The following is a 14,173-nucleotide window of genomic DNA, read 5'->3' on the forward strand; positions in this document are numbered from 1 at the left end:
AATTTCAAATATGAAGTGGGATGTGACCCCCTATCGGGATACCGTGATGGAATACGCCAAGGCCCTTTTGAGCCAGGACAGCCCCAGCGGCTTTACCCTCCGGGCGGTGGAGACCGCCGAAAATCTGGCCCGGGGGCTGGGCTACGGGACCCGCCGCAGCCGGAAGGGGAACCTCACCATTCTGGTGCCCGGCCGGGAGCACGGAAAAAAGGTGGGGCTGTGCGCCCATGTGGATACCCTGGGGCTGATGGTCCGCTCGGTGACCGCCGATGGAAAGCTCCTCATCACCAAAGTGGGCGGGCCGCTGCTGCCCACTCTGGACGGAGAGTACTGCCGTATCTATACCCGGGACGGGAGAGTGTACACCGGCACCATCCTCTCCCTCTCTCCCGCGGCCCATGTGGAGGACGACGCCGGCACCCGTCCCCGGGACGAGCAGAGCATGGCCGTGCGGGTGGACGAGGTGGTGTCCACCGCGGAGGATGTGGCCGCGCTGGGCATTGCCCCCGGCGACTACGTCTGCTATGATCCCAAGACCCTGGTGACCCCCTCCGGCTTTTTGAAGTCCCGGTTTCTGGACGACAAGGCCAGCGCCGCCTGCCTGCTCACCGTGCTGAAGATCCTGAGGGATCTCGGTCAGCTGCCCCGGTATGACGCCGAGATCACCTTCACGGTCTACGAAGAGGTGGGACACGGCGGAGCGACCTTCTCCGAGTCTCTGGACGAGCTGCTGGCGGTGGATATGGGCTGCATCGGCGCCGAGCTCACCTGCACCGAGGAGCAGGTCTCCATCTGCGCCAAGGACTCCGCCGGGCCCTACGACTACGCCATGGTGACCCGGCTGGTAGAGCTGTCCCGGGCCAACGGGGTGGACTATGCGGTGGACGTCTATCCCCACTACTCTTCGGATGCCGCCGTGGCCTGGAAGTCCGGCCGGGATCTCCCCGCCGCCCTCATCGGCCCCGGCGTCCACGCCTCCCACGGCATGGAGCGCACCCACTGGCATGGACTGAAGGCCACGATGGAGCTGGTGGGCCTGTATCTGGACTGCGAATAAGGGAGCCCGTGCGCTCCATGGTCCCGCCGAAGGCGGGTCAATTTCGGAGCGAAGTGGAGAATTGCCGCAGGCGGAATTCACTTCCGCCGAGGATGGGAAGAGGATACGGGGCCCCCGGGGGGATGTCCCATCCCCCCGGGGCGTGCACCCATTGGCATGGACTGAAGGCCACGATGGAGCTGGTGGGCCTGTACCTGGACTGCGAATAAGCACGCATTCGGGCAAAATATTTCCCGCTCACATTGTCAGGGACCTCTGAATTTGATATAATAAAAGATAATTTTTTCAATTCGGAGGGCGGGAGAGCCCATGAAATACAGACAATGGAACGAGCTTGGACCCCACCGGGAAGAGGGGCCCCTCTGCGCTGCGGGCATTCCGGCCCTGTGCGCAAAGGTGCTGGCCGCCCGGGGCTGGAGCGATCCGGAGGCCGCCCGCCGGTTCCTCTTTGAGGAGATCCCCCTGCGGGACCCCATGGAGATGGCTGACATGGACCGGGCGGCGGCCCGCCTGCGGCGGGCGCTGGACGGGGGAGAGACCATCGCGGTCTACGGAGATTACGACGTGGACGGCATCACCGCTACCTGCTTGATGACCGACTTCCTGCGCAGCGAGGGCGGGACAGTGCTGCCCTATATCCCGAACCGCCTGGAGGAGGGCTACGGCCTCAACCGGGGGGCGGTGGAACAGCTGGCTGCCCGGGGAGCGTCGCTGGTGGTGACCGTGGACTGCGGCATCACCGCCGTGGACGAGGCCGCCGTGGCCGCCGCGCTGGGAGTGGACGTGGTCATCACGGATCACCACGAGTGCAAGGACACGCTGCCGGCCGCCGCCGCGGTGGTGGATCCCCATCGGAGCGACTGTCCCTATCCTTTTAAAAGCCTGGCGGGGGTGGGGGTGGCTCTGAAGGTGTGCATGGCCCTGGCGGGCCCGGCCCGCCGGGAAGAGCTGCTGGACCGCTACGCCGACCTCTGTGCCCTGGGCACGGTGGCCGACGTGATGGAACTCACCGATGAAAACCGCACCATCGTCCGCAGGGGGCTGACCGCCCTGTCCCGCACCCTGCGGCCCGGCCTGCGGGCCCTGCTGCGGGAGGCGGGAGCGGAGGGCAGGGCCCTCTCCTCCATCTCCATCGGCTACACCCTGGCCCCACGGATCAACGCTGCCGGACGCATGGGCCGGGCCGAGGTGGCGGAGGCCCTGCTGCTCACCGACGACCCCGCCCGGGCGGAGGCTCTGGCCCGGGAGCTGTGTGAGCTCAACCGGGAGCGGCAGGAGCTGGAGGCCCTGATCTTCGCCCAGTGCGACCTGCTGGTGGACGCCCTCCCCGCCGGGGAGCGGGACGCGCTGGTCCTGGCGGGAAACACCTGGCATCAGGGCGTGGTGGGCATTGTGGCCTCCCGCCTGACCGAGAAGTACGCCGTCCCCACCTTCATGATCTGCATTCAGGAGGGGAGGGGCAAGGGCTCCTGCCGGTCCTACGGCGGGCTGAACCTTTTCACCCTGCTGGAGGGCTGTGCCGACCTGCTGGAGTCATACGGCGGACACGAGCTGGCGGCGGGCTTTACCATCCGGGAGGAAAACATCGTCCCCTTCCGCACCCGGGTCAACGCCCTCGCCCGTGCGGCGCGGGCGGAGGCCGAGCCGGTGACCGCCCTGGCGGTGGACTGCGCGCTGGGCTCCCCCGAGCTCCTCACGCTGGAGGAGGTGGAGGGGCTTTCTCTGCTGGAGCCTTACGGCCCCGGCAATCCCAAGCCGGTGTTCCGGCTGGACCGGTGCGCGGTGACAGGTCTGACCCAGGTGGGAAATGGGAAACATATGAAGTTGAAGCTCTCCGCCGGAGGCCGGAATCTGGATGCTATCTTCTTCTCCGCTACGGCGGAGGAGGCGGGCATCTCCGCCGCTGACCGGGTGGATGTGTGCTTTTATCCCCAGATCAACGAATACCGCAGCTGGCGCACCGTTCAGCTCCAGTTGTGCGATCTGCGCCCGGCCCGGACCCGGGCCCAGGCGGAGGAGGAGCTCTTCCGCCGCCTGATGGAGGGGGAATCCCTCTCCCGGAGCGAGGCCGCCGCCCTTCTGCCCACCCGGCAGGAATTTGCCAACCTGTGGCGCTATCTCCGCACCCGTCAGAGCGAGGGCTGCATCGAGGACACGGCCCAGCGCCTGGCCCGGAACGTGGCCCGATCCTGCGGGCTCCGGGAGACTTTTATGCGCACCCAGGTGTGCCTGGCGGTCTTTCACGACCGGGGGCTCATCCGGATGGAGCGCACCACCGACCATCTGCGCATCCAGATCCGGGACACCGGGGAAAAGGTGGATCTGGAGAGCTGTACGCTCATGCGCCAGCTCCGCCGTCTGGCGGAAGAACCGTGAAAGGGGGGAGAGGGATTGGACCCTATTCTGGAGCGCTATCAGGCGCTGGAAGACAAAATCAAAGCCTATAATCCGACGCTGGACTCCGGACGGCTGTTCGACGCCTTCTCCTTCGCGGACAACGCCCACTCCGGGCAGCTGCGCAAGAGCGGAGAGCCCTATATCATCCACCCTCTGGCGGTGGCCGAGATCGTGGCCGATCTGGAGCTGGACACCGACTCCATCATCGCCGCCCTCCTCCACGACACCATTGAGGACACCGGCGCCACCCACGAGGAGATCGCCAAGCGCTTCGGCACGTCGGTGGCCGATCTGGTGGAGGGAGTCACCAAGCTGACGCGGGTGCAGTATGTCTCCAAGGAAGAGGAGCAGATGGAGAATCTCAGGAAGATGCTCATGGCCATGGCCAAGGACATCCGGGTGATCCTCATCAAGATCTGCGACCGGCTGCACAACATGCGCACCATGGAGTACCAGTCCGCCCGCAAGCAGCGGGAAAAGGCGCTGGAGACCATGGAGATCTACGCGCCCATCGCCCACCGGCTGGGCATGCAGCGCATCAAGTGGGAGCTGGAGGACACCTCCCTGAAATATCTGGACCCCATCGGCTACAAGGAGATCGCCGACGAGCTGGCCGCCCGCTCCTCCGCCCACGAGGAGTTTCTGGCGGCCATCCAGAAACGGCTCCAGGAGCGGATGGACGCCGAGGGCATCCGCTGCAAGGTCTACGGCCGGGTGAAGCACATCTACTCCATCTACCGGAAGATGTACGCCCAGAACAAGACGCTGGACGAGATCTTCGACCTCTACGCTTTCCGGGTCATTGTGGAGGACGTGCCGACCTGTTACTACGTCCTGGGCTGCATGCACGACCTATTCAACCCCGTGCTGGGGCGGTTCAAGGACTATATCTCCACCCCAAAGCCCAACGGCTATCAGTCCCTCCACACCACCGTCATCGGCCGGGAGGGCATCCCCTTCGAGGTGCAGATCCGCACTGAAGAGATGCACAACACCGCCGAATACGGCATCGCCGCCCACTGGAAGTACAAGCAGGGCATGGCCAACGACAAGCTGGGCACCGAAGAGGCCTTCGAGTGGGTCCGCAAGCTCCTGGAGAGCCAGCAGGACGCCGACCCGGACGAGTTTGTCCGCACCCTCAAGGTGGACATGTTCGCCGACGAGGTCTTTGTCTTTACCCCCCAGGGGGATGTGAAGAGCCTGCCGGCCGGGGCCACCCCCATCGATTTTGCCTACTCCATCCACTCCGCCGTGGGCAATCATATGACGGGGGCCAAGGTCAACGGCCGCATCGTCCCCTTCGAGACCAAGCTCAAGTCGGGGGATATCGTGGAGGTCATCACCTCCAAGGCCGCCCACGGCCCCAGCCGGGACTGGCTGAAGCTGTGCAAATCCAACGAGGCCCGCAACAAGATCCGGCAGTGGTTCAAGAAGGAGCGCCGGGAGGAGAACATCGCCACCGGCCGGGCGCTCTTTGAGTCGGAGCTCAAGCATCAGGGCCTGACGCTGGCCGACGTCACTGAGGAGGAGATCCTTCCCGCCCTTCTGCGCAAGGTCCGGTTCGGCTCGCTGGACGAGCTCTACAACGCCATTGGCTACGGAGGAGCCTCCGCGGTGAAGGCGGTGGCCCGGATGAAGGACGAGCTCACCCGCATAGACCGCTCCGCCGCGGACAAGGCGGCGGCCGAGAAGCTGGCCGCCGGGAGCGGGGTCATCATGCCCGCCTCCTCCGCCAACACCGCCGCCAGCCTGAAGGCCTCCGCGCCCCGGCGTTCCCAGTCCGGCATCATCGTGGAGGGGCTGGACAACTGCATGGTGAAGTTTGCCAAGTGCTGTTCCCCGGTTCCGGGGGACCCGGTGGTGGGCTTTATCACCCGGGGCTACGGCGTGTCGGTTCACCGGGCCGACTGCCCCAATGCCGTCGCGGAAAACCGAAATCCGGAAGAGGCCGGGCGCTGGGTCAAGGTGGACTGGGTGGACGGCGATCTGCCCGGCTACCGCACCTCGCTGGAGCTCTCCGCCAAGGACCGCGACGGGCTGACGCTGGACGTGGCCATGGCCCTGTCGGCGGCCAAGGTGAAGGTGACCAGCCTGTCCGCCCGCTCCATGCCCGACGGCTACGCCGTATTGAATTTGTCGGTGGAGGTCCGGGACCGGAATGAGCTGACCAACGTGGTCAACAAGCTGGGCCAGATCCAGAGCGTCTATCAAGTCAAGCGCGTGGTGGGATAAAGCCGCCGCCGCAGAGAAATAAAAAAGAGGCAATGAACATGGATGAACAAGCTCTGAGCGCCCGGCTTTCGGACGCCTTTGGCCACGGGGAGACCCTGCGCCGCCAGCTCCGGCTCACCGCAGAAGAGGCCGATTGGGCGGGCAAACACTATTCCGCCGTCCTCACCGCACTGGGCGAGGGCTGGTACGACATGGAATTTCAGGGGGCGTATTGCTGATGGAACAGCCTTTTGTCCCGCTCCTTCTGGGGGCGGACATCAATGTATACTCGATGGCCCGGGCCTTTCATGAGGCTTACGGGGTCAAAACGGTGGCCTACGGCATGTACCCCTCCGGGCCATGCTACGGAAGCTCCATCATCGACTATCGGGTGAGCGAGCGCAACGACGAGCCCGATCGCGTGCTGGAAAACGTCTGTCATGTCGCCGCGGAGTTCCCCGACAAGACCATTCTCCTGCTGGGCTGCGGGGACAACTACCTGACCTCCATTTCGGCCAATCTCCCCAACTACCCGGCCAACGTGGTGGCGCCCTACGTCTCTTTGGAGCAGATGGAGGGGCTGATCCACAAGGAGCGGTTCTACGCCCTGTGCGATCGGTACGGCATCGACCACCCCAGGACCTTCGTCTACAAAAAGGGGATGGGGCACGACTTCACCCTTCCCTTCGACGGGCCCTTTGCCGTCAAGCCCGCTGAGAGCGCCACTTACTGGGACCACCCCTTCGATACCCAGAAAAAGGCGTATATCCTCCAGTCCCGGGCCGAGGTGGATCAGGTCATCGATGACATCTACGGCCACGGCTACGAGGATTCCCTCATCATCCAGGACTTCATCCCCGGCGGGGACGAGAACATGCGGGTGCTCACCTGCTACTCCGGGGCCGACGGCAAGGTGAAGCTCATGTGCCTGGGCCACGTCCTGCTGGAGGAGCACACCCGCCACGCCATCGGCAACCACGCCGTCATCATCACCGAGCCCGGCGGGGCGCTCTACGACGCCTTCCGCCGGTTTTTGGAGGACATCCGCTTCACCGGCTTTTCCAATTTCGACATCAAGTTCGATCCCCGGGACGGGAAGTTCAAGGCCTTTGAGATCAACTGCCGCCAAGGCCGGAGCAACTACTACGTCACCGGCGCGGGCTACAACCTGGCCAAGTATCTGGTGGAGGACCGGATCTTCCACAAGGAACAGCCCCTCGTCTGCTCGGAAAACCGACACCTCTGGTGGGCCATCCCCAAGCGGGTGGCCTATGACTACATCCCCTCCCGGTTCCATGAGGAGATGAAGGCTTTGGAGCGGGCCGGGGCGGCGGTCAACCCCCTGTGGTATCCCGCCGACCACGCCCTGCTCCACAAGCTGCGCATCTGGCGCATCCAGCGCCGGCAGTTCGGCTGGTACGCGTCCTCGATGGAAAAGCCCAGGGACTGAAAGGTGATCGCTTTGACGAAAGGAAAGCTCGGGGTGCTGGGGGGGATGGGTCCCCAGGCCACCCAGATGTTTTACCAGCGGGTGCTGGACCAGACCCAGGCAGGGACCGATCAGGAGCACATTCCCGCCCTGATCCTGAGCGACACCCGGATGCCCGACCGCACGGCAGCCCTCCTCTCCGGGGAGACCGGGGCGGTGGAGGACCGGCTCCTGTCCGGCGCCCGGCTGCTGGAGGAGTGGGGCGCGGCGGCCATCGCCATCCCCTGCAACACCGCCCACGCCTTTGTCCCGGCGCTCCAGGCCCGGCTGAGGACGCCCATCGTGAACATGATCACCGAAACCGCCGCCGCGCTGAAGGCGCTGGGGGCGAAGCGGGTGGGGGTCCTGGCCACCGACGGCACCCTCCGCATGGGGCTCTACCGTGCCGCCTGCGCGGCCGAGGGGATCGAGACGGTGAGCCCGCCGGCGGAGATCCAGCGGCTGGTGATGAGCGTTATCTTCGACGAGATCAAAAAGGGGGAGAAGGGCAGCCCGGAGAAGTTCTCCGCCATCGATGCCGCTCTCCGCTCCATGGGCTGCGACCGGGCGGTACTGGCCTGCACCGAGCTGTCGGTCTACAAGGACTGGCATGTCCTGCCCGACTTCTATCTGGACGCCATGGATGTGCTGGCCCGGCAGAGCGTGCTGGCCTGTGGGTATCCCTTACGGAATGTGTAGGGCCAGCCTGACCGGATCGCGGAAGGGGCCGAAGCGGGCGGCGTCAGGGGGACTTTTATGGAAATATTAGCGGAACGTCTGCGCCTTTTGAGAAAAGAACGAAAACTGACACAAGAGGAATTTGCACGTTTCATGGGACTGTCTACTGGGGGTTACCAGAGGTATGAGCTCAACGAACGGGAGCCGAGCGCCTCTCAAATTGTAGATTTTTCTAAATATTTTGACGTATCTGCCGACTTTCTCCTGGGGCTTTCCGACCAGCGCTGAAAAGAGGGGGAGTGGGTTCCCCCTCCTTTGGAAACAGCCCGGGTCTTTCTGCGGGGCGGGGATGACCCCGTGACCTTACTTCGCAACGGCCGCGGGGTTCGGTGAGATGCCGCGGCTTTTTTGCTTTACTTTATTTGGCAGGAGGTATTTTTTATGGAACGTCCCCGTCTCCCTTTGGGTGACTATTATCAGCTCCTGCTGAAAAACGGACTGCTGGCCGATGCCTCGCCTCTGGCCGCAGACCTTACCAGAACGGTGACCGCCGTCACCTGCGACTCCCGCAGCGCCGTGCCTGGGAGCATTTTCGTCTGCAAAGGGGCTTCCTTTAAAGCGGAGTATCTGGCCGAGGCCGTCCGCCGGGGGGCCTTTGCCTACGTCAGCGAGACGCCCTATGAGGCGCCCGCCCCCTGTCTCCGGGTCACCGACATCCGGTTGGCCATGGGCCTGCTGGCCGACCGGGCCTGGGGCCACCCCTCCGGGGCGCTGAAGGCCGTGGGGATCACCGGCACCAAGGGAAAGACCACCACCGCCTACTTTTTGAAGTCCATTCTGGACGCGTGGCGGGAGGCGCAGGGGCTGCATCCCGTGGGGCTTCTGTCCACCATCGTCACCGACGACGGGGCCCAGCGCCGCCCGGCGGTGCTCACCACACCCGAGCCGCTGGACCTCCAGCGGCACCTGTGGAACGCCGTGAACGCCGGGTGCGGCTACGTGGTCATGGAGGAGTCCAGCCAGGCGCTGAAGTATGGGCGGGTCATCGGCGTGGATCTGGCTGCCGCCGTGTTTCTGAATATCGGGGAGGATCACATCAGCCCCCGGGAGCACCCCACGTTTCAGGACTATTTTGCCTCCAAGCTGAAGATTTTCAACCAGGCAGAGGCCGCCGTGGTGAATCTGGACAGCGACCGCTCCGAGGAGGTGCTGGCTGCCGCGGCCCGGTGCGGGCGGGTGGTCACCTACTCCATGCGGGATCCCGCCGCCGATCTCTTTGGCCGGGATCTGGCCCGAACGGAGGAGGGCCTTGCCTTCGCGGTGGGCTATGGGGAGGCGCCACTGCGCTGTGCCATCCCCATGACCGGAGACTTCAATGTCTCCAATGCTCTGGCGGCGCTGGCGGTGTGCCGGGTACTGGACGTGCCCGCGGACGCCGTTCAGGCCGGACTGGCCCGGGGCCGGGTGCCCGGGCGGATGGAGACCTATTCCGCCGGGGGCCGGACCGTCATTGTGGACTACGCCCACAACGGCATGAGCCTGTCGGCCCTGCTGCGCTCCGTGCACAGCGACTACCCCGGCGCGCCGGTCACGGTGGTGTTCGGCTGCACCGGCGGCAAGGGGCTGGACCGCCGGGCCGGCATGGGAGCCGCCGCGGGAGAATTTGCCGACCGCATCCTCCTTACCGAGGATGACCCCGGACCCGAGGAGGTGGAGGCCATCTGCGCTGAGATCGCGGAGGCCGCCGCCCCCTTCGGTAAGATTTGCACCGTCATCCCGGACCGGGAGGAGGCGGTCCGCACCGCCATTTTGGAGACCGCCGCCCCGGGGGTCGTGGTCCTGGCGGGCAAGGGCAGCGAAGGACAGCAGAAGCGGAAGAACGGCCCGGAGCCCTGTGTCCCGGACGGCCTGCTGGCCCGGAAGTATCTGGGGCTTCCTCTGGACGGCGGAAGATGACAGACGAAAACGCGGTCCCGGGGGCAGGTGCTGTCCTGCTCCCGGGGCCGCGCGGAAAGTGGTTTTATCCCAGCCTCTCCAGCAGAGCGGGGAGTTGGGAGAATGCGGAGATGGAAGGAACTTCCGGCGGCACCGTGCCGAAGCCGTAGGCCGCGTGGATGAAGGCCACTCCGGCCTCCCGGGCAGAGTGCCAGTCCAACTCGGTGTCCCCCACATAGACCGGTTTTTTCAGCCCATAGCGGGCCGCCGTCAGCGCGATATTTTGGCTTTTGGGCTTCCCGGTCCGGCCGGCGCACTCAAAGCCCTGAAAATAGCGCCCCAGCCCGGTCCCCTGAAAAAACGCCTGGATGTAGCCGTCCTGGCAGTTGCTCACCACGAGCAGCGGGCTGCGCCGGGAGAGGAGGGAGAGGGTCTCCTCCACCTCCGGATAGACCGCGGCGCCGTGCTCCGCCAGATATTCATTTTCCACCGCACAGCACTCTTCGATGATTTCCAGCTGCCTCTGTCTGTTCAATCCCGGAAGTCTGCGCGCGGCGATGTCCGCAATGCGCAGCCCCATACAGGAGCGGACTTCGTCCACTGTGAGGGGAGGACGCTCCACCTGATTGCGCGCCAGAGCAAGATTCCAGGAGATGGTGATTTCCGGGACTGCATCCCAGAGCGTACCGTCCAGATCGAACAAGATACCGTCAAACATGGGTAAACTCCTTTAAATGTCGATTTAAGCCATTATAAAACGAAAGCCGCAAGTTGTAAATGCCCGGCCGCCCTGGTTTGAGCAGGGACGTAATTTGGGGCGGCGGCGGAGGGAGAGAAATATTTTGCAGGTTTACTTCTGGTTTTTCATTGCGCTGGGCCTTTTGATTTTCCTCTTCTCTCAGGAGATCGACCGTGCGGCCCGAAAAAATCAGAGAACGCCCCGGGCGCGTCTGGTGGCGGCCATCCTTCTGGCGGCCGGATTGATTGGACTGATCGTTACCGCCTGTTTCCCCAGTTGACAGAACAGCATACTTGGGATAAAATAAAAAAGCTCGGCACCCGGGGCTTAAGCCGCATATAAGGATAGCTCTACCGTTTTTTGGAACATTTGAAGGACCCAAATTGAATACGTCTCCGTAGCTCAGTTGGATAGTAGCGTTCGCCTCCTAAAAATCGAATCGTTCGAATTCTGGAGCCCTTCATAATTGAATAATTTCTGTATATGCCCCCGTAGCTCAGTTGGATAGAGCGGTCGCCTCCTAAGCGGATGCTCTACACTCGCCGTTGGCACCCTTTTTTCCAAAATTTCATATCTGCGTCAGTAGCTCAGCTGGATAGAGCGCGCCCCTCCTAAGGGTGAGGCCGGGGGTTCGAATCCCTTCTGGCGCACCAAAAACACTGTAATTCCAAGGAATTGCGGTGTTTTTCTTTTCGAAAAGTTCATGTCAAAGCAGGATCAGGAGTATCTCGTTTTGCGGCACCGCTGCCTTTGGCACACCCAAATTGACAGCAACGATTTTCGCACCGTTCTGGGGTTTGGCACCGTCTTGGCACCACCCCTTATCGCCCCACCTGTGCCAAGATAAGCGATGTCAGGTTCGACAAGAGTTCCGGGGACTGCTGAAGCTGGGACAAAAGTGTTTGCGCATCCAGCACCGGCTGCGTTTTTTCTTCCTGCGGAGCGTGAACGCTTCGCAGGTCAGGGTTCGCATAAAATGCGGATTCAAACTTCTGCGCGTTGACCTTACGATCCTCATCCAGAATATGCGCATAGATTTTTGTAATCATGTCCACCTGGGAGTGGCCGGTGTCACCCTGTGTCGCTTTCAGATCTCCGTGATTCAGCTTCAGCTTGTAAGTCGTGCTGCTGTGTCGGAGGGAATGAAAAACAACATTGGGAAGGTTGGCTTCTTTCTTGAGCCGTCTGAATGCATTATTGATGACGGTTTCCTCACAAGGACGACCGTTAGGCAAAGCAATGACAAGGCCATAATCCAGATACTCATCACCAAGAAACGCCTTCTGCTTGTCCTGCGAAGCCTTCCATTCCCGGAGAATGTACGCAACCGTTTTGGGCATCCACACTTTGCGAACGCTGCTTTCCGTTTTCGGGGTTTTCAGAACGATGACCGTGCTGGCATTCTCCAGATACATGGTTCTGGGGAAAACCTTAATGATCTCCTCCGTTCCCAGCACATTCAGCGTATCTTCACGGACACGCCAAAGGACTTTCTCCACGCACAGATGGGCGTCGTCCCGCGCTATATCGGCATCACTGATATGAATGTTATCCCAAGTCAAGCCCAGGATCTCCCCAATCCGCAGCGAACAGGCAAAGGAAAGGTTCATAGCAACATAGAGCTTACTATCCTTACACGCATCCAGAGCCTTACGAATTGTCGCGGCATCCCAAATCGCACGGGGTTCGCGCTTTACTTTCGGCAGGGTGGTATTCTCAAATGGGTTCTTAGAAATAATGTCCCATCGTACAGCCTGCTTAAAGGCGCATTTCAAGAGTTTGTTGATATTGGCAATTCCGGCAGGGGTCATGTACTGTGTGGAAGAATAGCGATTTTTCCGAACAGCGCAAGGGGTCTTTTGCAACCGTGTGAGAAACTTATCCGCCGCCATGGTGTTGATATTCTGAATCAGCTCATCCCCGATAATGGGATTGATATAGTTTCGGATCAGTCCACGGTTCGCTTCATAAGTGGAAGGCCCCCATTTCTTTACACCATACAGGGAAACAAAGTCCTCCAAAAAGGCAGCTACCGTCAGATTGCTGGGGGCAATAAAGGTGTTGACCTTCATTTTGTATTCGATTTCAGCTTTGCGTGTCTTTGCTTCTTCCTCGGTATCGAAGGGTTCCCATTTCTGCTTGCGCTCGCCCTGGTCATTTGTGTAATAATACACGACATTGAATTTATTTCTTCGCTTTCTGATTGAAGCCATGATAAACCTCCTGAATTACATCTGTCTATCAAGCCATTCATCAAAAGATTGTTTGGATACTCTGATCGTTGTTCCGATCTGCACGGTCTTGAATACGCCAGAGTGAACAAGCTTATATGCGGCAGTTCTCCCGATACCCAGGATGTCAGAAATTTCTTTTACTGTATAGGTTCGTTTGCCGGAATAACTATTTATTGTGCTGCTTTCGTAGTCCATAACAGCCTCCTTTCCAAGCAGCATCGTACCGACAATCAAAATTGTAATACGGTGCCGCTAAATTCACAAATTTTTCAGGTCATAAAAAAGTAAAGCAGACAGGCGGCTGCTGGCAGCAGCTCCACAGGATTTTCACCTCGGCCCATGCTGATGGGTGCGCCGAACAATGCTTTGAGGGCGTTCAATTCGGGAGTATCGTTAGGGGTGGCAAAGGTCATGGCCGTCAGATTGCCAGTCTGCTTTCCGGCTGGATCGTAATCGCTCGCTCTGCAAAAAGAGGTCTTGGCGGATCTGCCGTGTGGCTCACTTTGACACGAATGTGCCTGTCTGCCTTATTCTGCGTCCATAAGCCGCTTTCTTTTTCAAGGTGCGATTAAGGCTCCTGTCGGCCCGTATCAGCCATCAAGCAATGAGATTGATAACTGATACCCGCAAGCAGGAAAAGCCCATAGCGGCGGCGTGGAAAGGGGAACACGCCGCCGTCTGTGGGCAAGGGATTATGCTGCTCTGGTCACATCAAAGTCCAGAATTTTCGTAATCAGCTTGGTTTCCAGCCGACGCCGCATTTCTTCATCTACGCAGAGATGCGGCACACCGTTTTCGTCATACAGCGTCCTGGTGGACAGAGCGCAGATGTAACGAGAATAATGCGCCAGCACAGCGTTGATGGCATCCACATTGCCGGACGCAGCCGCTTCAATGGTGGAATACGGCAGCAGCGAGGAAGTGCTATTCTTCTGATTGCCCGCCATCTTCATGAACCTCCAATCTATGTTTCATTTCTTTGAGAGAGCTTGTCCGTCTGTACTGGACTGTGCGGCGTACCATGTTCAGCTTGTCCGCAATTTCCTGATCGCTCATGTCCAGGAAATATGCCAGCAGTACGATGTCACGCTTATCATCCGGCAATGCGGTCAGCGCATCTGCCAGCTTCTCGTTGTTTATCGCAACATCATATCCCTGCACATCGAAGTGGATCGCTTCAGACGGATACTCGTCCAGTACACACAGCCGCTCCATCTGCTCCTCAGACAGCTCCGAAAGGGGGACCTCATGTGCGGCCCGCCGTATCAGTTCCCGGATATAATCACGGGCTTCCTCACGCAGTACCTTTCTGCAAAAGCTGTCAAATTGATGCCGAACGGTTTTCTTCTGGGATGGTGTCAGCTCCAAGAGTCATTTCACCTCCCTCCCGAACCGCGGGAGGCGGCTTTCTAACCCCTTTCGCTTCTATCCCGTTTTGAACATGGCAAATTGGC

General features: G+C 61.1%; 15 protein-coding genes and 1 tRNA gene. 10 read left to right on the plus strand and 6 right to left on the minus strand.

Annotation, left to right across the window (positions count from 1 at the left end; genetic code table 11):
- Positions 1–10: 10 nt before the first annotated feature.
- The 8 genes from ACQRD3_RS03475 (at position 11) to ACQRD3_RS03510 (ending at position 9,767) form a co-directional block, all read left to right on the plus strand.
- The gene (locus ACQRD3_RS03475; RefSeq protein ID WP_427779860.1) at positions 11–1,057 is read left to right on the plus strand and encodes a M42 family metallopeptidase; all 1,047 of its coding nucleotides are present in this window, start codon (positions 11–13) and stop codon (positions 1,055–1,057) included.
- 309 nt (positions 1,058–1,366) lie between these two features.
- Positions 1,367–3,433 carry a single-stranded-DNA-specific exonuclease RecJ gene (recJ, locus tag ACQRD3_RS03480; protein WP_080906682.1) on the plus strand — a complete coding sequence of 689 codons (2,067 nt, stop codon included), beginning with the start codon at positions 1,367–1,369 and terminating at the stop codon, positions 3,431–3,433.
- A 15-nt stretch (positions 3,434–3,448) separates the two neighbouring features.
- Complete coding sequence (locus ACQRD3_RS03485) at positions 3,449–5,686, plus strand: RelA/SpoT family protein (RefSeq protein WP_080906683.1); 2,238 nt, start codon at positions 3,449–3,451, stop codon at positions 5,684–5,686.
- A gap of 38 nt (positions 5,687–5,724) precedes the next feature.
- The gene (locus tag ACQRD3_RS03490) at positions 5,725–5,904 is read left to right on the plus strand and encodes a hypothetical protein (RefSeq protein WP_080906684.1); all 180 of its coding nucleotides are present in this window, start codon (positions 5,725–5,727) and stop codon (positions 5,902–5,904) included.
- Positions 5,904–7,115 (plus strand): ATP-grasp domain-containing protein, encoded by a 1,212-nt coding sequence (locus ACQRD3_RS03495; protein ID WP_427779863.1) that lies wholly within the window; start codon positions 5,904–5,906, stop codon positions 7,113–7,115. Before ACQRD3_RS03490 ends, ACQRD3_RS03495 begins: the two co-directional genes overlap by 1 nt.
- Positions 7,116–7,118: 3 nt before the next feature.
- A complete protein-coding gene (locus ACQRD3_RS03500) occupies positions 7,119–7,832 on the plus strand; it encodes an aspartate/glutamate racemase family protein (RefSeq protein WP_427779864.1) in 714 nt (237 codons plus the stop codon).
- Between the two features lie 57 nt (positions 7,833–7,889).
- Entirely contained in the window at positions 7,890–8,099 is a 210-nt protein-coding gene (locus ACQRD3_RS03505) for a helix-turn-helix domain-containing protein (protein ID WP_427779866.1), read from the plus strand.
- 153 nt (positions 8,100–8,252) lie between these two features.
- On the plus strand, positions 8,253–9,767 hold the full coding sequence (locus tag ACQRD3_RS03510) for a UDP-N-acetylmuramoyl-L-alanyl-D-glutamate--2,6-diaminopimelate ligase (protein WP_080906688.1): 1,515 nt from the start codon (positions 8,253–8,255) through the stop codon (positions 9,765–9,767).
- 64 nt (positions 9,768–9,831) lie between these two features.
- On the opposite strand, the gene ACQRD3_RS03515 is transcribed toward ACQRD3_RS03510, so the two are convergent.
- Positions 9,832–10,464, minus strand: coding sequence for an HAD family hydrolase (locus ACQRD3_RS03515; protein ID WP_080906689.1), 633 nt, complete (start codon positions 10,462–10,464; stop codon positions 9,832–9,834).
- 124 nt (positions 10,465–10,588) lie between these two features.
- On the opposite strand from ACQRD3_RS03515, the gene ACQRD3_RS03520 reads away from it, so the two are divergent.
- Together ACQRD3_RS03520 and ACQRD3_RS03525 are read left to right on the plus strand one after the other, a co-directional pair.
- On the plus strand, positions 10,589–10,765 hold the full coding sequence (locus tag ACQRD3_RS03520; protein WP_158082904.1) for a hypothetical protein: 177 nt from the start codon (positions 10,589–10,591) through the stop codon (positions 10,763–10,765).
- Positions 10,766–11,061: 296 nt separating this feature from the next.
- Positions 11,062–11,138: transfer RNA gene (locus ACQRD3_RS03525), tRNA-Arg, on the plus strand.
- Positions 11,139–11,306: 168 nt separating this feature from the next.
- Here ACQRD3_RS03525 and ACQRD3_RS03530 read toward each other — a convergent pair.
- From ACQRD3_RS03530 to ACQRD3_RS03550, 5 genes are all read right to left on the minus strand, one after another.
- Positions 11,307–12,698: a tyrosine-type recombinase/integrase gene (locus ACQRD3_RS03530; protein WP_427779868.1), complete on the minus strand. Its 1,392-nt coding sequence runs from the start codon at positions 12,696–12,698 to the stop codon at positions 11,307–11,309.
- A gap of 15 nt (positions 12,699–12,713) precedes the next feature.
- Complete coding sequence (locus ACQRD3_RS03535; protein WP_427779869.1) at positions 12,714–12,914, minus strand: helix-turn-helix domain-containing protein; 201 nt, start codon at positions 12,912–12,914, stop codon at positions 12,714–12,716.
- 74 nt (positions 12,915–12,988) lie between these two features.
- On the minus strand, positions 12,989–13,132 hold the full coding sequence (locus ACQRD3_RS03540) for a hypothetical protein (RefSeq protein WP_427779871.1): 144 nt from the start codon (positions 13,130–13,132) through the stop codon (positions 12,989–12,991).
- Between the two features lie 279 nt (positions 13,133–13,411).
- Positions 13,412–13,666, minus strand: a complete 255-nt coding sequence (locus ACQRD3_RS03545) for a helix-turn-helix domain-containing protein (protein ID WP_235398194.1) — start codon at positions 13,664–13,666, stop codon at positions 13,412–13,414.
- On the minus strand, positions 13,644–14,087 hold the full coding sequence (locus ACQRD3_RS03550; RefSeq protein ID WP_427779873.1) for a sigma-70 family RNA polymerase sigma factor: 444 nt from the start codon (positions 14,085–14,087) through the stop codon (positions 13,644–13,646). Before ACQRD3_RS03550 ends, ACQRD3_RS03545 begins: the two co-directional genes overlap by 23 nt.
- Between the last annotated feature and the right edge of the window lie 86 nt (positions 14,088–14,173).

Origin of the sequence: Candidatus Pseudoscillospira sp. SGI.172, from assembly GCF_050313575.1 — a bacterium.
In the GTDB taxonomy this organism is placed as follows: domain Bacteria; phylum Bacillota; class Clostridia; order Oscillospirales; family Oscillospiraceae; genus Vermiculatibacterium.